General features: G+C 40.9%; 19 protein-coding genes and 1 tRNA gene. 10 read left to right on the plus strand and 10 right to left on the minus strand.

Annotation, left to right across the window (positions count from 1 at the left end):
* Positions 1 to 77 precede the first annotated feature (77 nt).
* The 3 genes from hemN to V7K55_RS20070 all read right to left on the minus strand — a co-directional run bounded on the left by hemN (position 78) and on the right by V7K55_RS20070 (position 2942).
* Positions 78 to 1460, minus strand: coding sequence for an oxygen-independent coproporphyrinogen III oxidase (hemN, locus tag V7K55_RS20060; protein ID WP_334834365.1), 1383 nt, complete (start codon positions 1458 to 1460; stop codon positions 78 to 80).
* A gap of 103 nt (positions 1461 to 1563) precedes the next feature.
* Positions 1564 to 2280, minus strand: coding sequence for a biliverdin-producing heme oxygenase (locus V7K55_RS20065; RefSeq protein WP_334834366.1), 717 nt, complete (start codon positions 2278 to 2280; stop codon positions 1564 to 1566).
* A gap of 500 nt (positions 2281 to 2780) precedes the next feature.
* Positions 2781 to 2942, minus strand: coding sequence for a hypothetical protein (locus V7K55_RS20070; protein WP_334834367.1), 162 nt, complete (start codon positions 2940 to 2942; stop codon positions 2781 to 2783).
* A gap of 320 nt (positions 2943 to 3262) precedes the next feature.
* On the opposite strand from V7K55_RS20070, the gene V7K55_RS20075 reads away from it, so the two are divergent.
* Both V7K55_RS20075 and V7K55_RS20080 read left to right on the plus strand, forming a co-directional pair.
* On the plus strand, positions 3263 to 3742 hold the full coding sequence (locus tag V7K55_RS20075) for a hypothetical protein (RefSeq protein ID WP_334834368.1): 480 nt from the start codon (positions 3263 to 3265) through the stop codon (positions 3740 to 3742).
* Between the two features lie 582 nt (positions 3743 to 4324).
* Positions 4325 to 4942 (plus strand): hypothetical protein, encoded by a 618-nt coding sequence (locus V7K55_RS20080; protein WP_334834369.1) that lies wholly within the window; start codon positions 4325 to 4327, stop codon positions 4940 to 4942.
* 29 nt (positions 4943 to 4971) lie between these two features.
* Here V7K55_RS20080 and cobA read toward each other — a convergent pair whose 3' ends face one another.
* From cobA to V7K55_RS20095, 3 genes are all read right to left on the minus strand, one after another.
* Positions 4972 to 5751 (minus strand): uroporphyrinogen-III C-methyltransferase, encoded by a 780-nt coding sequence (gene cobA / locus V7K55_RS20085; RefSeq protein ID WP_334834370.1) that lies wholly within the window; start codon positions 5749 to 5751, stop codon positions 4972 to 4974.
* Positions 5748 to 6494 (minus strand): sirohydrochlorin chelatase, encoded by a 747-nt coding sequence (locus V7K55_RS20090; protein WP_334834371.1) that lies wholly within the window; start codon positions 6492 to 6494, stop codon positions 5748 to 5750. The genes cobA and V7K55_RS20090 overlap by 4 nt, the downstream gene beginning before the upstream one ends.
* Positions 6495 to 6648: 154 nt before the next feature.
* Complete coding sequence (locus V7K55_RS20095) at positions 6649 to 7032, minus strand: DUF4359 domain-containing protein (protein WP_334834373.1); 384 nt, start codon at positions 7030 to 7032, stop codon at positions 6649 to 6651.
* Positions 7033 to 7156: 124 nt separating this feature from the next.
* On the opposite strand from V7K55_RS20095, the gene V7K55_RS20100 reads away from it, so the two are divergent.
* Both V7K55_RS20100 and V7K55_RS20105 read left to right on the plus strand, forming a co-directional pair.
* Positions 7157 to 7229, plus strand: a tRNA-His gene (locus V7K55_RS20100).
* Positions 7230 to 7882: 653 nt separating this feature from the next.
* Positions 7883 to 10303 carry a sucrose synthase gene (locus V7K55_RS20105; protein ID WP_334834433.1) on the plus strand — a complete coding sequence of 807 codons (2421 nt, stop codon included), beginning with the start codon at positions 7883 to 7885 and terminating at the stop codon, positions 10301 to 10303.
* Positions 10304 to 10360: 57 nt separating this feature from the next.
* Here V7K55_RS20105 and V7K55_RS20110 read toward each other — a convergent pair whose 3' ends face one another.
* The gene (locus V7K55_RS20110; RefSeq protein WP_334834375.1) at positions 10361 to 10912 is read right to left on the minus strand and encodes a peptidoglycan-binding domain-containing protein; all 552 of its coding nucleotides are present in this window, start codon (positions 10910 to 10912) and stop codon (positions 10361 to 10363) included.
* 365 nt (positions 10913 to 11277) lie between these two features.
* On the opposite strand from V7K55_RS20110, the gene V7K55_RS20115 reads away from it, so the two are divergent.
* Genes V7K55_RS20115 through V7K55_RS20125 form a run of 3 tightly spaced genes read left to right on the plus strand, consistent with a single transcriptional unit; the run spans position 11278 to position 14568 of the window.
* A complete protein-coding gene (locus V7K55_RS20115; protein WP_334834376.1) occupies positions 11278 to 12042 on the plus strand; it encodes a red chlorophyll catabolite reductase in 765 nt (254 codons plus the stop codon).
* 17 nt (positions 12043 to 12059) lie between these two features.
* Positions 12060 to 13103 carry a nitrilase-related carbon-nitrogen hydrolase gene (locus tag V7K55_RS20120; protein ID WP_334834377.1) on the plus strand — a complete coding sequence of 348 codons (1044 nt, stop codon included), beginning with the start codon at positions 12060 to 12062 and terminating at the stop codon, positions 13101 to 13103.
* 46 nt (positions 13104 to 13149) lie between these two features.
* Positions 13150 to 14568 (plus strand): aldehyde dehydrogenase family protein, encoded by a 1419-nt coding sequence (locus V7K55_RS20125; RefSeq protein WP_334834379.1) that lies wholly within the window; start codon positions 13150 to 13152, stop codon positions 14566 to 14568.
* 357 nt (positions 14569 to 14925) lie between these two features.
* On the opposite strand, the gene V7K55_RS20130 is transcribed toward V7K55_RS20125, so the two are convergent.
* The gene (locus tag V7K55_RS20130) at positions 14926 to 15204 is read right to left on the minus strand and encodes a hypothetical protein (RefSeq protein ID WP_334834381.1); all 279 of its coding nucleotides are present in this window, start codon (positions 15202 to 15204) and stop codon (positions 14926 to 14928) included.
* 360 nt (positions 15205 to 15564) lie between these two features.
* Here V7K55_RS20130 and V7K55_RS20135 point away from each other — a divergent pair, with 360 nt between their 5' ends.
* On the plus strand, positions 15565 to 16014 hold the full coding sequence (locus tag V7K55_RS20135) for a DUF3598 family protein (RefSeq protein WP_334834382.1): 450 nt from the start codon (positions 15565 to 15567) through the stop codon (positions 16012 to 16014).
* A gap of 125 nt (positions 16015 to 16139) precedes the next feature.
* Positions 16140 to 17528 (plus strand): histidine--tRNA ligase, encoded by a 1389-nt coding sequence (gene hisS / locus V7K55_RS20140; RefSeq protein ID WP_334834383.1) that lies wholly within the window; start codon positions 16140 to 16142, stop codon positions 17526 to 17528.
* Between the two features lie 185 nt (positions 17529 to 17713).
* Here the strand turns inward: hisS and V7K55_RS20145 are convergent, their stop codons facing one another.
* On the minus strand, positions 17714 to 18760 hold the full coding sequence (locus tag V7K55_RS20145; protein WP_334834384.1) for a glycerate kinase: 1047 nt from the start codon (positions 18758 to 18760) through the stop codon (positions 17714 to 17716).
* Between the two features lie 24 nt (positions 18761 to 18784).
* Complete coding sequence (locus V7K55_RS20150) at positions 18785 to 19117, minus strand: DUF565 domain-containing protein (protein ID WP_334834385.1); 333 nt, start codon at positions 19115 to 19117, stop codon at positions 18785 to 18787.
* Positions 19118 to 19784: 667 nt separating this feature from the next.
* On the opposite strand from V7K55_RS20150, the gene V7K55_RS20155 reads away from it, so the two are divergent.
* A complete protein-coding gene (locus V7K55_RS20155) occupies positions 19785 to 20408 on the plus strand; it encodes a hypothetical protein (protein WP_334834386.1) in 624 nt (207 codons plus the stop codon).
* Positions 20409 to 20456 lie beyond the last annotated feature (48 nt).

Here is a 20456-nt window from a genome sequence, read left to right on the forward strand (position 1 = left end):
CATTTAGTGATGTTTTGCGTTGGAAGATCCCTTCAATGTCTCTTTTTAAGAAGGGTTAGGCAGAATCAACGACTTTTTTAAATAGCACGGGAGAATTTTGTCTCTCGCATTTTAGTGTGAGTATCAAATATAACGGCAATATTTCTGACTAGTAACCTACCGATGTCTGTAATCTGGATCTCATTTTTTGATAAACTGACCAGACCATCAGCTTCTAGTGGTTTTAATGCTTCTATTTCCTCAGAGAAATATTCATCAAAATGGATCTGATATTTGTTTTCAATATCTTGCTTATGCAACTGGAAGTGAGACATAATCCCCATAATTACATCCCGTCTGATGATATCATTTTGAGTCAGCTTGACACCTTTGCTAACAGGTAAATTACCTGATGCAATTGTCTGATAATAATCCTTTAATTCCTTGTGATTTTGAGCATAAGCATCTTCTAGCATACTAATAGATGTAGAACCAAAGCCAAATAGTTCTGTCTCTGCATGGGTAGTGTAGCCCTGGAAATTGCGTTTTAGAGTGCCATTACGTTGAGCGATCGCTAGTTCGTCATTAGTTTTAGCAAAGTGATCCATCCCAATAAATAGATATTGGTTATTCGTCAATTCTTCAATTGTCATTTTCAGAATATCTAACTTTTCCTCGGCTGGTGGTAGCGCCTCTTGAGGAATATTTTTTTGTGTGGGTTTGAGCCACGGAACATAGGCAAAGTTAAAGACAACAATTCTGTCAGGATCTAACTCAATTGTTTTTTTCACCGTTTCTTGAAATGTCTCACGGGTTTGATATGGTAAACCATAAATTAGGTCTACATTCACACTTTCAAATTTAGCTTCTTTGACCCAACTCATGACATCAAAGAGCATTTCTTCTGGCTGAACACGATTCACAGCTACTTGAACTTGGCGATTAAAATCCTGAATACCGAAACTAATGCGATTAAACCCAATCTCTCTCAGAAAGAAAATGTAGTTTTTATCGACATAGCGGGGATTAATCTCAATTGAGATTTCTGCCTGTGGATCGATGTTGAAATAGCGATTGATGTTTTTCCATAAAAATTCTACTTGGTGATGCTCCAAGTAATTAGGAGTACCGCCTCCCCAATGGATTTGCAACACTTTTCTGTCAGAATCGATTAAAGCTGCGGTGTTTTTGATGTCTTGAACCAAAGACTCCACATAAGGTTTAGCAATATTCTTGTTGTTGGAAATTACCGTGTTACAGCCGCAGAAGTAGCAAGCACTTTGGCAAAAGGGAATGTGGAAATACAAAGAAAGTGGAGTTTGGCGTTGATTAGATGCTGCGATCGCGGCCTTAAAATCAGTTTCAGTAAATGTTTCGCTTAACTCTGTAGCGGGCGGATAACTGGTATATCTAGGTGCGCGAGTGTCGTACTTTTGAATCAGATCCAGATCAAATTTGACACCAGGTAATAGAAAAACCATTGAGTTGCTTTCCAATAAATGTATGGGGAGTAGGAAGTTAGGAGTTAGGAGTGGGGGAAATAACTAACGCCTAATGACCAATGACTAATGACCAATGACAAACTTAATTAGCCGCAGCTATTTCAGTGCTACCTGAATTTTGCGAACGAGTTAGACTATTAAACAGGACTTGGCCGAGTGCTTTAATTAAACTTCCCTCTAACTCCTGAGCCATCTGCAAATTGAACCCAAAGGCATTATTAGCTTCTGCAACAATCCGTTCTGCTGTTATATCATCAACGGGTAATGCATTTAATGCCTGACGATACTTATCCTTAAATGCCTTTTTGTCAGGAATTTGTTCAAAATTGTAAAAGGACGTGCCTTGGTAGCCAGAAAGCTTTAGGGCTGACTGAGCAACTTTTTGTAGCATTTGACCTCCAGAAAGATCGCCCATGTAGCGAGTGTAGGTATGACCTAGCAATAAGACTGGTTCACTAGCAGAAATTTCCCGAATGCGGTCAATGTACTTTTGGGTAGCGGATGAGGGTGTAATTTGCTCCCTCCAATTATCCCCATAGTAGAACACCATATCTTTTTCAAGGGAGGATTGGCGATTAAGTTCAGGAAAGTAAACTGCACTAATCACAGGATGGTCTACATTGCGATGTAATGCTGCTTCTAGTTCGCTGTAGACGTAATACAAGTTGCTTAAGAACTTGGCAAAGCAGTCTCTATCCACAACTCCTTGCAAAAAACATTTCATGAATCCCACATTTTCTGCTGATGTGTGGGCTTGTTGAGTTCCAGAACGCAGTTTAATGGCGAGATTGCTACTCATTGTTGCTTCCTTCATTTTCAAGCGCAAGGTCTCTGGACAGTCACGCGACTCAGGATGCCTGCCAGTTCCAACTAAAAGATTGTTATTCTAGGTTTAGAGAGGATCTGCATCAGTCTATCCAGCAAGTACCACTGCCGATGTAGATCCAGGTATTTTTATTTCTCCTAAGATTATTTAACTATTAATTCATATATAACTATAAAGACATTAGTATTTATTTATGTTTTACTGATGCTCATGTTCAGGCACATTTTAGTTGAGTACTAATAAAACTGATTTTGCAATAGGCATTTTAACTTTCTTGAAACGATGAGCAATAAGTTTATTTATCACAATTTGCTTTCAATAATTTAACTGATGCTTACAAATAACTATTTATGCTTGTATAACGCGATCGCACTTGGATAAACAGACACCCCACGTTCATCGACTATCAGACTGGAGCGATCGCACCGCTCAATAAATGTTGATGTTTCCTCTTCTCAATAATTCAAGCAATCTTATACTCCTACAAATCTAATTACCACACGAGCAAGGCGAATAAAAAAATTCAACACTTTCTCTGCTTGAATTGCAGCATCAATATCTTGTTTGATGTTTCGCAGATCGGCAATAATTTGGTCGCGATCTGGACGGATTAACACTTGTGTGAACAATTCCATGCCTTTAATATAACCTTGTTAAAGGACGATTATTTCTATCTGGAACCTCATCAAGACAATCTTGCCGAGATTAGCTTAATGTCCTCGGCTGAAGTTTGCGATCGCTTGCGGTAAATCAATGGCGAGCGAAAATACATAATATTTGCGACTAAGTACTTACGTACTTTAGTGCAATTGAAGTAAAAATTTAACTTAATCTTATCCTTTTATTGGCTTATTCTTAGTTGTGCCACAACTTGCAATGCAATATCTTTTACTTACTAAGTATTAAATTCTCTATAAAAAATCATAGCTTCCGTGTGCTTGTCAAAATTAATACCGTGTCAATCTATTGGCAGGAATTGCAAACTGCATTACAAAATAGGGCAGGATTAATACCAGGTGTTTACATTGCGAAGTCTGTCAAGCTAGGGACGCTCCCCTTCTTTGCCGTGGAAGAAGACGGTGCGATCGCAACCACAGTAAATATTCCCCCTGGTGCAGACTTAGAATATAGCGCTGCCTTCAATCTCTTTTCGTCAAATAACTCACAAGTTTTGTTCTATGACGGACATCTGGGGATTTTGCAAGCGGACGAACAACACCTCTGGATAATCAACGAATCAGACAATGAGTACAATATCCAGCCGATGTGGACGGAGGTTTGCAACGCACTTAAAGCCATGCCATCAGGTGTCTACGAAGATCCGCTTTATCCTGATGCCCCGTTTCGTACCATGATGATTGGTAAGGATGGGCTAGAAAGCCGGGTGAAAGCACCACCTAAGTCTGCGGTGTTTTCCAATACAAATGTAAATTAGCGGATATTAGCCGTGTGGCTATTCTTTCCCTTGGCGATCGCTGTGCCGTCCGCATGATGCTATATAAGATGGAGTATGATGGCCCCGCCTCCCGCCTTTCCCTTTGATCTAACGCGCACCACTAATATTGCAGATGTCGCGGATGCCATCGAAAACGGTTTTGATGAGCACTGCGACAAATTGCTTTTCGTCCGCACAGGGGTAATGCGAGGAATTCTGGAATCCCTTGGAGTGTCCAGCAAAAATCTCTTTTGGTGTCCACCCAAAACACCGAATTAGTGGAAAAATAGGTACGGGCGATGACTAGGTTGGGCTACGCTTCCACTCAAGCCCTCTGAATCACTGCTGGCTGGCGCTTTCTCGTGTCTCTTTCAAAAAATTTTAGTTATCATCCAAAGTCCAATTAGTAGAGGAGGTAATGGTGGCATAGCCCGCCGTAACCTACTCAAAAGCTGGTAAGCGTAGCGAATCTATCTTAGGGAAGACTCTCAATCTTGAAAAAATATGACAACTAATGCTGCACTTCTGACTCTCTATAGCGCTACAATCTATCAGACAGAAAAGCAAAGAAATAGTTAAGTTATGACAGCTAATTTGACACCTGTAGCCAAATTTGACTTTGTTACCGTGCTATCACAGGCTGCGGCTGCATATCGACGACAAAGAGATACACGCCCTATTGCAGAAAGATTAGTCAATGCGTTGCTAGAATCAGAAAAATCTGCCAAGCAGCAACATTTAACTTATCCCTTTGAGTCTCTTCTAGGTAAATGGCAACTTTGTTTTGCTACTGGCACTAAGAAAGTCAGAGAACACGGAGGAATTGTATTAGGCAAGGGTTTGTATGTACCCAAGTTTATAAAAATCCATGTTTCCTTTGATGCCACTTTAGATGAATCAGATAAAGGCGAAATTTGTAATCAGGTTGAATTGGGGCCTCTTTTATTAAAGCTCACAGGCCCAGTGCAATATATAGGTAAGAGAAATTTATTAGCGTTTGATTTCAACCAGATGATTATCAGTCTGTTTGGTCGTGTTGTTTATAACAGACCAATCCGTTCTGGTAAAGTTAAAACAGAAGATTTCTACAACCAACCCATAGCTGAACTACCCTTCTTTGCCTTCTTTTTAGTGACGAAAGATTTCATTGCCGCTCGTGGCCGTGCAGGAGGTTTGGCATTTTGGATTCGAGAAACTTAAAGAAAGTGATTTGAGATTTTCGCCAGTCATCAAACTGGACGACAACTAGACAAAATACTGTGCATATTGACTACTTGTCCAATAACTGCGATCGCAGGCGCACCAAATCCAGTTTGCTCTACCTGTTCTACAATTGTCTCTAAGGTTCCAATCAATTCTTCTTGTTCTGGGCGCGTACCCCAGCGCACTAAAGCAATGGGTGTTTCTACCTTTAACCCAGCTACGATTAACTGTTCCACAATATAAGGCAGGTTGTGAATTCCCATATAAATTACAATGGTTTCGGAACCGTGCGCGATCGCATTCCAATTCACTTTCGGTCTATACTTACCCGCCGCTTCATGACCAGTTACAAATGTCACTGAAGAACTATACAGTCGATGAGTCAAAGGAATACCGGAGTATGCCGCAGCTGCAATCCCCGATGTAATACCGGGTACAACTTCAGTTGATATCCCAGCGTTGACTAATTCTTCCATTTCCTCACCACCGCGACCAAAGATGAACGGATCGCCACCCTTTAACCGCACCACAATTGCACAATCCTGCGCTTTATCAATCAGCAATTGAGTTGTTTCTTCCTGGAACAACGAATGCTTACCCCTGCGCTTACCGGCGTTAATTTGTTCGGCTTGGGGATTAATCATTGCCAAAATTGCTGGACTCACTAAGGCATCATAGATAACGACATCTGCACATTCCAACAAACCTTTCGCCTTCAGGGTTATTAATCCTGGATCTCCTGGCCCCGCACCTACTAAATAAACCTTTCCCAAATACTTGTTCTCCTGTTTTTCTGTGCGGTTCATCTATCCGTTAAATCCCAAATTAGCTCGGCTAGTTCTGCACTTGCTCCCAGTGGCTGCGCCAATTGGAAATTCACCGCCGGAAATTGTAATTTTAGCTCCTCTATGGAGGCTGCGATCGCATCGGTTATTCCACCAGCGAATAAAAAGTATGGCAAGATTGCAATTTCTTTACAACCAGCAGTTACCAACTCTGTCACCCGTGATTCTAAACTAGGAGGTACAGCCCAATAAGCAGCCACTGCTGACAAACTCGCCGCCATTGCTTCTACAGTTTCTTTGGAACCTGGGCGACGGCTACCATGAGCTAAGAGAATCCACGCTTCTGCTTTTATAGTAGCTATTTGCTTGGCCAGCAATTTCTCTAAGTTGGCGTGAGAACCTAAATATGGTTTCAACTCAATCATGATATCTTGACCAGTTGCTTGTTGTGCTAGCGCTACTTCGCCTGGAATATCTGTCATCACATGCACTCCCGGCAACAGAAATAGCGGTACAATTTTGAGGCTATTCTGGTTTTGAGATGCTTTGCGATTGCCAAAAGCGCTGTTGGCAAATTGTTGAATCTGCTCATGTAAAGGCTGAGGACTCATTTCTAAAGCAGCTATGCCAACCAAATGTTCGCTATTTAATACATTGTAGTTCTTTGGCAATTTGTCACATACCAGCCTAGCTAGTTGCTGCATAGCAACTTCTGGGCGCGGGTCGCGACTTCCGTGAGACACTAGCAGATAGGCAGATGACATCGGCAAAGCTTGAACTCTCAGTGACTAATCCTCATATTTTACTTAATATGTTTAAGTTGGTGGTAACAAGTACTCTAGTCATTATTGAAACTATGATCAATTACTAAATACAAGTATTCTAAATTACTTTTCTATCATCTCACTGCTGATTGTCTTATTGTTCTTCGGCAGTGTAAGTATAAAATTGATTAAAAGCTCCCACCGTTTCAAATTTGTAAGAAGGTATCCAAGAATTTATTTTTAAATCTGTACGGTAAATGCTAAAAATCATGTAATTTTGTCTTTCTGTAGTTCTGGCAATAACTCCTTGGATTTGCGGGTTAGCGGAGTCAACCAATTTATCACAATTAAAACGGATTAAATTTTCTATAATATTCGTAGTTTTTTTGCATACATCGGTTTTTAAGTATTTTGTCAACCGTTGCACTGCATATTCTTCATATTCAACCTGACTGGGATTAGTCTTCGCCATTGTCACACCCAAGGCGGCGAGTCCTGCTGCGGCTCCAGTATATGCAATGATGGTTAGCGGTTTCATGTTCACCAAGTAAAATTCGTTGTAATTGTTAGATTTCAGAGACTCTAAATCAATTGAGTCCGTTCCTTGAACACAAACTCTTGATTGTTTGCCAAATTATTGCTACAATTCAGATTGTTGAATGGCGAGCGTAGCCAAGTGGTTAAGGCAGTGGTTTGTGGTACCACCATTCGCGGGTTCGAGTCCCGTCGTTCGCCCTAAGTAATTTAATATTGATCAGCTATACTCCTATTTAAGGTGGGTTGTATGGTGTAAACACCCATAACCATCACTTTAGCAAGGATCTGTCACCTACAAGTTAATGAACTTGGAAGTGTCGCAAACTTGCTCTAATCTATTAGATTATCTTATGATATCGTTGATGTATATAAGCAAATCTACTTCCTCAATGAAAATTAAGTGTGCGATGTCCACTTCTCTCCAAGACGCTATGCGTAGCTTGCTTGTTTACTAATAAAAATTAATAAAAGTTTCAAGACTATCTAAAGAATTGTAAAAATTGATGGATTTATAAATAAAATCGGACTGCTATAGTAAAGTTTAAATCAAGTATTTGAGGGCATGATAAATTGTGTCCTAACCATTATTATGCACTTATTTTCTAACATCTGTCAAAAGAAATAAAAATTGTATTCCTTTAGTTAGATCAAAAAATATTGAGTCATAGATACTTTAAGTAAAGTAGAACATGATTTAAGTGCCTACTAAAAACTTGATATTTGTAGGTACACAGATAAATCTGATTTATCTGTGTTGTTTCGTGTTTATATGCGGTCTAACAAAAGGTGGAGGCTTATTTGTCTCGCCTTGAAAATTAACAATGCAAACATCGTCATCTACTGGAGTCGCCATGTCTGAATTGCTTCAAGCAGTCTTAGATAGTGAAGAAAAAAGTGATTTGCGTTCCTTTATAAGTGAATTACGCCAACAAGAAAAGAAGTACTTGCTGCGGAACGACATCCTCAATGTATATAGTGATTATTGCTCAAAGTCCCAGAAACCAGAGGCTTTTTACACCACCTCTGAGTTAGGCAAACTGATTTACTATACTCAAGAAATTATTCAGGAGGACTCAAAATTCTGTTTCATCATCCGTTCTAAGATTGCCAGCCAAGAAGTTTATTGGTTGACATCAGACTTGAGCATTGAGCCGATGACGGTACAGGATTTGTTAGATTTGCGCGATCGCTTGGTGAACAAATTTCATCCTAACGAGGGCGGTCTGCTAGAATTAGACTTCGGCCCGTTTTATGACTACACCCCAATCATCCGCGACCCCAAAAATATTGGTAAGGGAGTAGAATTTCTCAACCGCTATCTATCCAGCAAAATATTTCAAGACTCCAAAGAGTTGCTCGATAGCCTATTAAATTTCTTGCGCCTGCACCACTACAACGGCGTTCAACTGCTGGTCAACGATCGCATTCAATCACAGCAGCAACTTTCTGAGCAAGTTAAAAAAGCTATCGGTTTTGTCAATAATCGCCCCGATGATGAACCCTACGAACAATTCCGGTTTCAATTGCAGTCAATGGGTTTTGAGCCAGGTTGGGGTAACACCGCAGCGCGAGTGCGGGAAACCCTAAATATTCTCGATGAATTGATTGATTCTGCCGATCCCCAGACCCTAGAAGCCTTCATTTCTCGTGTGCCGATGATTTTTAAAATCGTCTTAGTGTCGGCTCACGGTTGGTTTGGGCAAGAGGGAGTGTTGGGTCGTCCCGATACAGGTGGTCAGGTAGTTTACGTCCTTGACCAGGCAAAGAGCTTAGAGAAGCAGCTACAAGAAGATGTTTTGCTAGCCGGTTTAGAAGGATTAAATGTCCAGCCAAAGGTAATTATTCTCACCCGCTTGATTCCCAATAGTGATGGCACTCTGTGTAATCAACGACTGGAAAAAGTCCACGATACTGAAAACGCTTGGATTTTGCGAGTCCCTTTACGGGAATTTAATCCCAACATGACTCAAAACTGGATTTCTCGGTTTGAGTTTTGGCCTTATCTAGAAACTTTCGCCATTGACTCAGAAAGAGAACTACGGGCAGAATTTCACGGCACACCTGACTTAATCGTTGGCAACTATACTGATGGGAATTTAGTGGCATTCTTGCTAGCGCGGCGTTTGAAAGTTACCCAATGCAATGTTGCTCATGCTTTGGAAAAATCTAAATACTTGTTCAGTAACCTCTATTGGCAAGAATTGGAAGATAAATATCATTTTTCCTTGCAATTCACAGCTGATTTGATTGCGATGAATGCTGCCAATTTTGTGATCAGCAGTACTTATCAAGAAATTGTCGGCACACCGGATAGTGTGGGACAGTACGAGTCTTATAAGTGCTTCACCATGCCTGAGTTGTATCATGTAACCAATGGCATTGAATTATTTAGTCCCAAATTTAATGTCGTACCGCCTGGAGTAAACGAGAATAATTACTTCCCCTACACCCGGACTAAAGATAGAGTCGAGAGCGATCGCCAACGCCTTGCAGAAATACTCTTTACTCTGGAAGATCCCACGCAAATATTTGGCAAACTCGACGATCCTAACAAGCGTCCTCTCTTCTCAATGGCGCGTCTCGATCACATCAAAAATCTCACAGGTTTAGCTGAATGCTTTGGTCAAAGTAAAGAATTACAGGAGCATTGCAACTTAATTTTGGTGGCAGGTAAGTTGCGCGTCGAAGAATCGGGCGACAACGAAGAACGTGACGAAATTATCAAACTCTACCAGATAATTGACCAGTACAATCTCCACGGAAAGATTCGTTGGTTGGGTGTGCGCCTGACTAAAACTGATTCTGGTGAAATTTACCGAGTCATTGCCGATCGTCAGGGAATTTTTGTCCAACCAGCTTTATTTGAAGCTTTTGGTTTGACAATTTTAGAGGCGATGGTTTCAGGATTACCGACTTTTGCCACACAGTTTGGTGGGCCACTGGAAATTATTCAAGATAAAGTTAATGGTTTTTACATTAACCCAACAAATTTAGAAGAAACAGCCACAAAGATTGTGGACTTCATTACTAAATGCGAACAGAATTCTAACTATTGGAATGAAATTTCGCAGCGAGGAATTGACCGAGTATACAGCACATACACTTGGAAAATTCATACTACCAAGCTGTTATCCCTAGCAAGGATTTATGGCTTCTGGAACTTTACCTCGAAGGAGAATCGGGAAGATTTGCTACGTTATACCGAGGCTTTGTTCTATTTAATTTATAAGCCAAGAGCGCAACAGCTATTAGAACAGCATAAGTACCGATAGTTAGTCATTTGTCATTTGTCTGTTATTAGCTAAGGACAAATGACCAAGGACAAATAACTAAATTGTCAACACCCGCCAAGTTATTTGACCAACTACTCCATCAGTTCCTAAATTCTGCTGGTTTTGAAAGGCTTTGACAGCAGTCTCTGTCAGTGCGCCATAAATCCCATCCACTTTAACGGCATAACCGTTAGCCACTAACAACCGTTGCAAAACTCTTACAGCAACACCAGAGCTACCGAAATAAAGAGTCGGCATCGGTTGGCTACTAAACTTCTGGAAGCGTCCTGTAGCCTTTGTACGGACTTGACTGACAAACTGAGATTTCTTCGACTCACCTAAGTTAGAAGAAGCTAGGAAGTGATTCTTTTTACTGATTTTCTTAAGTATGCGTTCTTTGTCTACTGCGATCGCTAAGGGAGAAGCCTGGGAAATCCCATCTGTCTGCATAAATTCAGGTGGTGTAACTTGAGCAGTTATCTCTAACTCACTCTGTTTTGACTGGTTTACGTCATTTTCCATCTGAACTATTTGCTGCTGTGGCAAATTGGCCCCAAATGCTTGTCTTATTGTTAACACGCCCGTCATCATCAGGCCAATTTCAGTCATTGTATTTTATTTTACTTCAACCAATATTTCTTTTAACTAACAACATTGCTGCTATCCGGGATAATACATACTGACCAAAAAAAGTCATGTAGTAATTTTTTCAGATAATATTGTCATGCTCATTTTTGCTCACCTCCATTCCATCTAATCAGACTAATATCATTAGCTTTGCGCTGTTTTTATCTTTCATCAAGTCATCCACTGATAAAATATGGTGTTTAAATCAACGGTTTAGACAATAACATACTATACAATCATTTCAGAGTTATCTGAATTAGATGAATGCGTTGCTTGATATAGGCAACGATCTAGATACCAGTGTCAAACTAAACATAAAGTATATAGAAAAACCGCAAACTCAAACTATGACTCAGCAACCAACAGATTTAGACAATAAAGCTGTATTTGAGCAGTTGTGGGGAATTACAAAGGAACTGCACCACAAACTAGAGGCTCGTTTTCAATTACACCCAGACCCTTCTGTAGAAGATTTACAGAAATACAGCAGTCTTGATGGCAATATGAAGGGTTCGCTCACCGCTTTTTCAGCGAAAGAAGTTGACTGGCTAGTACATTCATGGCTAGGAAACCCGGAAAAATCAAACTTTAGTACCATGCGTCTTACCACTTGGTTGAAATCGCATATCCAGGTTCCTCATTTGGCTTTTGAGTTTGGCACACTTCCGAATATTTTCTTTTATATAGATTACATTCCCCGAACTGAGCTTTTAACCGATTTGGCATATCTCGATCGCTACTATGAACCAGTTAACCAAACATTTTTGAAGTTGCAGGAAGATTCGCGCCTAAAGGCATTTACTAGCAAAAGCGCCTATATTCGCCTATTTCAATCGCCTGTTAGCTTGTGTTACACCAGCGCACCTACTTTTGAAACCCTGGAATTGACTCGCACAGTTGCACATGAAACCCTCGATCGCTGGCTAACCTGGGTAGATGCGGCTGAACCTGTGCCAGAAGATGCACGGGAAGCTTTAGCATTTCGTGATTTGGAACTGCGCCGGATCAGTGCTGAACGCGATCCAGGTAATAAATTTGCCGCACAGATGTTTGGATCGGAATTGACAGATAAACTTGTGCGATCGCTCTGGGGTGGCGATCGCATTCTATAGAATTTGGTGAGGGAATTTTGGACAACAACACCGATAATCTCAACTCATTCCGCGCCTTAGCACTGCAAGTTACCTGTCATGCAGTCAATCAAACAAGCCATCGCCAAGAAGCGCGATCGCTTATACAAAACTCCATCAACCGCATAGCTCAACAAATTGCTGCCAGTATCGCTTTTATTGGCTTTGATTGTCGGTTAATTGTACTGCCAGAATATTTTCTCACTGGTTTCCCAATGGGAGATTCTCTCTCAGGATGGGCAGAAAAAGCTTGTATAGAAATGGCTGGTGCTGAGTATGAGGCACTTGGTAAAATTGCCCAAAAGCATAAAATCTTTTTAGCTGGGAACGCCTACGAAGTCGATCCCAACTTTCCCGGATTGTACTTCCAAACCTGCTTTATTCTTGACCCTTCCGGCTCAATCGTCTTGCGATATCGGCGGCTGAATTCTTTATTTGCTCCCACCCCCCATGATGTTTGGGATAAATATCTCGACTGCTATGGTTTAGAAGGAGTTTTCCCCGTAGCCAAAACTGCGATCGGTAATTTAGCAGCTTTAGCATCAGAAGAAATTTTGTATCCAGAAGTGGCGCGGTGTTTGGCGATGCGAGGCGCAGAAATTTTTGTCCATTCCACCTCGGAAGTATACAACAAAAGCCTCACGCCCAAAGACGCTGCAAAAATCACTCGCGCTGTTGAAAATATGGCTTATGTAGTTTCAGCTAATACCGCAGGCATTGCTAATATTGCTATCCCCATAGCTTCTGCTGATGGTGGCTCTAAAATCATCGACCATCGCGGAATCATTTTAGCCGAAACAGGTGCAGGTGAGAGCATGGCAGCATTTGCAGAGATTGATTTAGGAGCATTACGCCGCGATCGCCGCCGACCGGGGTTACATAATTTACTTGCCCGCCAACGCTTTGAACTATATGCCGAAAGTTATCACCAATCACACTTTTACCCCCCTAATACTATGCTGGAGGGAGAAATAGACCGCAAACACTTCCTCCAAACCCAGCAAGCCACCATTGAGCGGTTAGCCAAATTGGGGATAATTTGAACTTGGGAATTGGGGGACAAAGAAATAACCAAATGACAAATGACAAATGACAAAACCAATAGAAGTCCGCAATCCCCGAACAGGCAAATTTGACTATGTAATTATCCCGCCACCCCCAAAGTTGCTAGCACAGCAATGTAAGCGCACTCGCCGAGCGCAAATTAGCTGGCAAAAACTGGGTTTAGAGGGGAGAATAGAAGCTTTACAGCAGTGGAAGGAAGCGATCTTATCTGGGCGCGATCGCTTAACTGAAGCTTTGGTAAATGATACGGGAAGATTGTCAATCTCAATATTAGAAATAGACTCCTTCCTCTCTAGCATCGATCGCTGGTGTAGGTTAGCACCGGAATTGCTGCAAGACTCTGCAAAAAATACAGCAATTCCATTTATCGCCTTGCAACAAACATCTGTTCCTTATCCCCTAGTTGCGATAATTAGTCCGTGGAATTTTCCACTGTTGCTGTCAACCATTGATACTATTCCAGCATTGCTGGCGGGTTGTGCCGTTATTGTCAAACCGAGTGAAATTGCTCCCCGTTTTGTCGCACCACTGACAACAGCACTCAACGCCGTTCCCAAACTGCGCGATGTCTTAACTTTTGTTGAAGGAGCAGGCGCAACCGGCTCTTTTTTGATTGACAATGTAGACTTAGTATGCTTTACAGGGAGTGTAGCCACAGGGCGAAAAGTGGCAGAAGCGGCTGCGAAACGGTTTATTCCGGCTTTTTTGGAATTAGGAGGAAAAGATCCTGCGATCGTTTTAGAATCAGCCAATTTAGAATTAGCAACCTCAGCAATCTTGTGGGGTTCCGTCGTCAACACCGGACAGTCGTGCTTATCAATTGAGCGGATTTACGTTGCTGAATCCATATTTGAAAAGTTTTACCATCAATTAATAGCCAAAGCCCATCGCCTCCAACTAGCCTACCCCACTGTTGAAAGTGGAGAAATTGGCCCCATCATCGCCCAAAGACAAGCAGCAATTATTAGCGATCATCTTCTAGATGCAGTGGGAAAGGGAGCAGTAATTCACTGCGGCGGTGTAATTGAAGACTTAGGTGGGGGTTGGTGGTGTCGTCCAACAGTTCTCACCCAGGTTAATCATTCCATGAAAGTAATGACCGAAGAGACTTTCGGCCCCATCATGCCAATAATGCCTTTTTCCACAGTTGAAGAAGCGGTATCTTTGGCAAACGATTCAATTTATGGATTGAGTGCTGCTGTCTTTGCCTCAGAAAGTGAAGCCTTAGAAATTGCCCAGCAGATAGATGCAGGTGCTATTAGTATCAACGATGCAGCACTTACTGCCATCATGCACGAGGGAGAGAAAAACGCCTTCAAATTTTCCGGTATGGGAGGATCGCGCATGGGTGCAGCAGCGCTGAAACGATTCATGCGAAAAAAAGCTATTTTAATTAAAACCAACGCGATTAATGACCCTTGGTGGTTTGATAATGAATCATAAATAAGTAAGTGGGTCAAATTAAATATAAAACCTCACCCTGTCTCCGGCTTCCCTCTCCTTGGTAAGGAGAGGGATTGAGGGTGAGGTTTGATCTTATATTTAATTACGCCTACCTACTTACTTACTATCAACAAACAAGGGTCAACAATTCAAAATTCAAAATGATGCTCTCTACGAGAGGCTTAGAGCGAACGATGACTCGCTCTAAGCCTCTCGTAGCGTCTCGTAGAGAAGGGGGTTTCCTCAATGAGCGACTACCGAAAGGGTTCTCGACTTGAGCAAAGTGTCAGTAGCGCTGAGAAAAAATAAGAGGTTTTACTAGTCACCTTGAAAGGGCTATTTTTTAGGATTGCTATTCTACGCACTCGTCGAAGCTTTTTTACCCAAAGCTTCTGCTTTCCTTTTTGCATTTACTTTGGAATATTTGCTTAGAACAGGAGCGATTTCATCTATTTTTTCGGAAGATGGTGTTGAAATGGATAGATTAGAGCTAATTTTTTCTAGCTGAGGCTTCTCCTCTACTTTTCCTTCCCATGAGTAGTTGCAGATTTTACTGTGAAGTAGTGTACCTACTGTCACATTAATCGCAAAGGCAAAGGAATCTACAAAGATTATATCTATAGCTTGATTAATCATGAGTTCCTCTTGAGCTTTATTAAGCTTCAAGTAATTGTTGATGTTGACTACACAAGGGATAATGTCTTTTCCAGAAAGGAAATATATTTTGTAGCCGTAGTACTTAGCAAGTTTATGTCAAATTTAACTTATGTAAAAAGATAGTATCTGTAAGAGGAAAAGTAGAGCGATCGCTTGTATGGGTTTGCGACTCTAAATTCCTTAAATATTTCGGTTTTAATCTCGAACTGCTTTGCTTGCTCATCACTTAACTTCTGAGTGTACTTGGCAACGATCGGATTTATCTTGATAATGAAAGTGTGTGTTTTAAGCATTAAAGAGCATCACAAAAATTGCAAATTAGAAAAAGGTTGATACAGCATGGTTTCTAATATTCGACAAGAAATGCCCGTACTTACCCGTCATGAGGGAGATTGGGTAGGAACTTATACAGTAATTGATACAGCAGGAAAAATCCTCGACAGTTATGAGTCTCACTTAACTTGTCAATTTCCAGAAAATGGCCCTCATCCCTACTACCAAATTAATCGCTACAAGTGGTCTGATGGGAAACGAGAAGAATATGAATTTCCCGGAAGCTATAAAGATAATAAACTCTGGTTTGACACCGATCGCATTCAAGGTAAAGCTTGGGAAGCCGATGATTCAATTGTGATTTTGTGGTTTACTTATAAAACAAACCCAGAAATGAGTTTATACGAAATGATCTACATTAGCCCTGACAATAATAATCGTGCCCGCACTTGGCATTGGTTTAAGAACAATAAAATCTTTCAACGCACCTTAGTTCAAGAAGAAAGGCTAAAATAGTAATTTCTGTTATCAAATATAATCATTTATTATTATCCAGTCCGCGCAGGCGGACTTTGTTTGTGTAGCTACGATTTCCAGTAGTTAGGCTTTCATCTCAAATAGCAACTTAGTAAGGTACACGTATGGCAAAAGGTGACAAAATAAACTTTTCTACTCCTAGCGGTTTTCCAGAATTCCTGCCTAATGAAAAACGTCTAGAATTATATTTGCTAGATATCATCCGTAGAGTTTTTGAAAGCTACGGATTTACGCCCATCGAAACACCTGCTGTAGAACGTTTAGAAGTGCTGCAAGCGAAAGGAAATCAAGGCGATAATATCATTTATGGCATTAATCCGATCCTTCCACCAAATCGACAAGCCGAGAGAGATAAATCCGGCGAAACTGGTTCGGAAGCAAGAGCTTTAAAGTTCGATCAAACAGTTCCTTTGGCGGCTTATATTGCTCGTCATCTAAATGAGTTAACCTTTCCCTTTGCTCGCTACCAAACTGATATGGTTTTTCGGGGAGAACGGGCGAAAGATGGGCGTTTCCGTCAATTCCGCCAGTGCGATATTGATGTAGTTGCTCGTAAGGAACTCAGCTTGCTCTATGATGCTCAGATGCCTGCAATTATCACTGAAATATTTGAAGCAATTAACATCGGTGATTTTCTGATTCGCATCAATAATCGCAAAGTTCTTACAGGCTTTTTTAAGTCAGTTGGAATTCCTGAAGATAAAATTAAATCGTGTATTAGCATTGTTGATAATTTAGAAAAAGTTGGTGAAAGTAAAGTAAAACAAGAATTAGAGAAAGAGGGAGTTTCAGGAGAACAGACTCAAAAAATTATTGATTTTATTAAAATTGATGGTTCCGTTGATGAAGTATTAGAGAAGCTTAAGCATCTCGCCCAAAATCTGCTAGAAACCGAGCAATTAAGTTTGGGAATTAGCGAATTAGAAACAGTAATGGCAGGCGTGCGTAATCTCGGAGTTACCGAAAATCGTTTCTGTATTGATTTATCCATTGCTCGTGGACTTGATTACTATACTGGTACAGTTTACGAAACAACTTTATTAGGACATGAAGCTTTAGGTAGTATCTGTTCTGGCGGGAGATATGAAGAATTAGTGGGGGTATTTTTGGGTGAAAAAATGCCTGGTGTCGGCATTTCTATCGGCTTAACTCGCTTAATTAGTCGGTTGTTAAAAGCGGGTGTTCTTAGTACCTTAGCTGCTACACCAGCCCAGGTGATGGTAGTAAATATACAAGAAGATTTAATGCCAACTTATTTAAAAGTTTCGCAAAATCTCCGTCAAGCTGGAATTAATGTTATCACTAACTTTGATAAGCGTCCCTTGGGTAAGCAATTTCAGCTAGCCGATAAGCAAGGAATTCAATTTTGTGTAATTATTGGTTCTGAAGAAGCAGCAGCACAAAAATCTTCGCTCAAAGATTTGAAAACAGGTGAGCAAGTAGAAGTGTTACTTGTAGATTTAGCTGAAGAAGTTAAAAGAAGGCTTGGCTAATATACTTCTAAAAATCTCTTTTTCTCTCTGCGCCCTCCGCGTCTCTGCGGTTCAAAATCTTTTTATTTAACCACAGAGGCACAGAGAACACAGAGTCAAGAAGTTAATTTGATTAACTGACAAATCTTTTTTGTTGCAGCTGCAAATTATAGTGCTTTTAACTGATTTCCTTGAGAACTAACGCCCTAAGCCCGATCGCAATAAACTTCCCCAAAGCTACGATCGCTATTAATCTCAATCACCAAGTCAACCACTGTTGTATTTTTTACCAACGGCTTGATAAATAATTCCGGGTGAAGCGATCGCCAAAAATAATTGACAAATTTCTCTATCTCTGAATTGCTCATCCCCGACTTTCCCGCAGCAATCATCTGCTGTTCCGCCTGTTTGCGCCACCCCAAAGAACAGCGATAATCGGTTGGATAGAGCAAAATTAAGCTGTCTAATCGCTCCCACAGTGGTAAATAATCGTGGAGGCGATGATTAATGTCACGGGCAAATGCTCTATCCTCATCTGTAACAATTGGCGGTGGTGCAGTATCAAATATATCTGCATTAATTGGTCGCACACCCACAAACCAACCTTCAAATAGTACAATATCTACATCTGTTACCATCTCTGGAGTAGTGCGATCGCCAGCACCTTTGTATGTAGATTTGTCAAAGCGGGGAACCATAACTGGGCTTTGCGACTGGCGGATTTGGTCTAGTACATCTAAGCCTAAATCTACATCGTGGGTTCCTGGTGGGCCGCGCCAAATTAACCGGGGATCTTGCTGTGTTAAAACCAAGCGATCGCTGTAAGTTTTATATAAGTCATCCAAAGACAAACTCAGAGTCCGGTATCCCAACTGATTCAAAATCAAGCTGAGAACCTTAGACATGGTGGTTTTACCAGTGCCTTGTCCTCCTAATATTCCCTGAATCAGAGGGCATTCCAACTGTTGGCGCTGCGATGCTAGTTTGATCCCCAAAGGCAGCCACAAGTCCCACAATACTTGTAACATTTCCTTGGGTTCGATTTGGAGGGTAGTTTGGCAGAATTGACTGAAAGCAGGGAGGACAGATTTTAGTAACTGCGATCGCTTTTCTATTACTTCATCGACATTTCCCGGCGTAATCCCAAAAGCTTTAGCCCTTAACTTATCTGCCAGCGCAGCAACTCTAGCTTGCTGCTGCCAAGTTTCCCCCAGCATATCCGTTGCCAAAATTTCACCCAGCCACAAATTCATAATTTACCCCTCCCTGCTCCCTTCTCACGATCCCAGCTTAAAAGCTTCGAGAAACAGGCTGTAAGTGAAACCGACTTTCAGGAGATTTAGTGAGTCTACTAAGAGCGATCGCTTAACGAAAAAGCTCTGACTGTAAAATATTCTACTAGTAACTTCCGTCAATACTACTAAAAAACCAGCTACCACAATATCTAATTCTGCCCGTTGACCGGCTGTAGTGGAAACTGCGTTTCCCAGAAAAAAACCGAACAAAAAACTAATTATCAGCAACGAGAGCCGCCGCCAAGGATTTAAAAACCATTGACCCAAGCGTGTAACAATGGCATCAAACAAGTTATTGAGACGGGTATTTTGCATTACAATGACTTCTAAGTAAAAGTCAAGATATCTTGAAATATCTCTATATTAAGTAAGGAAGATATTAGTTTTAGTCTAAGCTTATTTGTTAATATTATATTATGTATGCTGGGTATCCAGTGTTAATCCAAATTTGCACATCCCATCGTCTTTCAGAAAGTACAGTCCCTTCAAAGGGTGCTTATTGTAATGCAAGATGAAATATATAGCGGTTCCCATTCAGATGCGGTACAACATTACATCACTAGGTGTAGGGGCTACGGCAGTGCCGTGTCCCTACGGGTGTACCTCACGTAAATGAGAACTGCTATATATCTTAGATTTATCTAAGGTTTAGCAAATAACGTCTTGTTGAAGCCGTTAGTGGTTTCAGTAAATTCTTACTTTTTATACAAATGAATTGGCTGGTGCAGTATCTAATTTTATTATTTTTATCCAAGCCTACGGTCAATACATAAAACGAGGGGTGTATGTAACCCTTGTTTATCAAACATCAAGGGAATTATTTCCTCCAAATATTTTCCGATCAAAATGATATTTATAATACATTAGTATCCCTAATTTCAGGAAAGTCTATATTAGGATACTTTCTATGATTGGCTTTTGTGATAATAGGCTAGTATTTGGTCAAGCCTAGACAAAATATTTATTTCTAATAACTATCAATATGAAATATTCAGTGTATCGTAACGTCGGTATTACAGTTTCTTGCTTGGGATTGCTTGTTGCGTTGGTGGGATGCTTTGGAGTGAGTGTATCCTTTGAGTCCACAAATCCAGATACATCTTCACAAATGCCAACAGAAACTCAAGGGTGGGAGACAACTTCCTCTACACCTGTTTCATCTGAAAAAGATATTTCCGCTAATCTATCTACTCCAAGCAATCAAGTAGAACATAGTATTAGAGATAATACTTATCCTGTCTTGGCAGAGCGTGATAAATCAGCAAGCATTGCCAAGGGCGAAGGGACTTTACGGATGAGCAATCAAACAAATCAGCCTGTGCGGTTGGCTCTACTGGCACGACAGTCAGTAGCAAAAGGCTCTAGTACTAAACAGACTCATTATGATATACCGGCACATTGGGATTTTGCTCCCCAAGAAGGTAGTGAGAAGGGACTGGTTTTATCCTTACCTCAGAATAATTTAAAACTGGAGAAGGGAGATATTTTAGTTGCTTTTGCACAAGATGGTTCCCGTCGTTACTGGGGCCCCTATGTTGTCGGTGAAACTCAATTACCTAAATGGAATTCCCAAAATAGGGAATGGCAACTAGTGCTGAGTCCATAGTTAGTAGCGCTAACAGCACCCTCGATAGTTCGGTCAAGCTTTTATTTT

Origin of the sequence: Nostoc sp., assembly GCF_036919895.1 — a bacterium.
In the GTDB taxonomy this organism is placed as follows: domain Bacteria; phylum Cyanobacteriota; class Cyanobacteriia; order Cyanobacteriales; family Nostocaceae; genus Nostoc.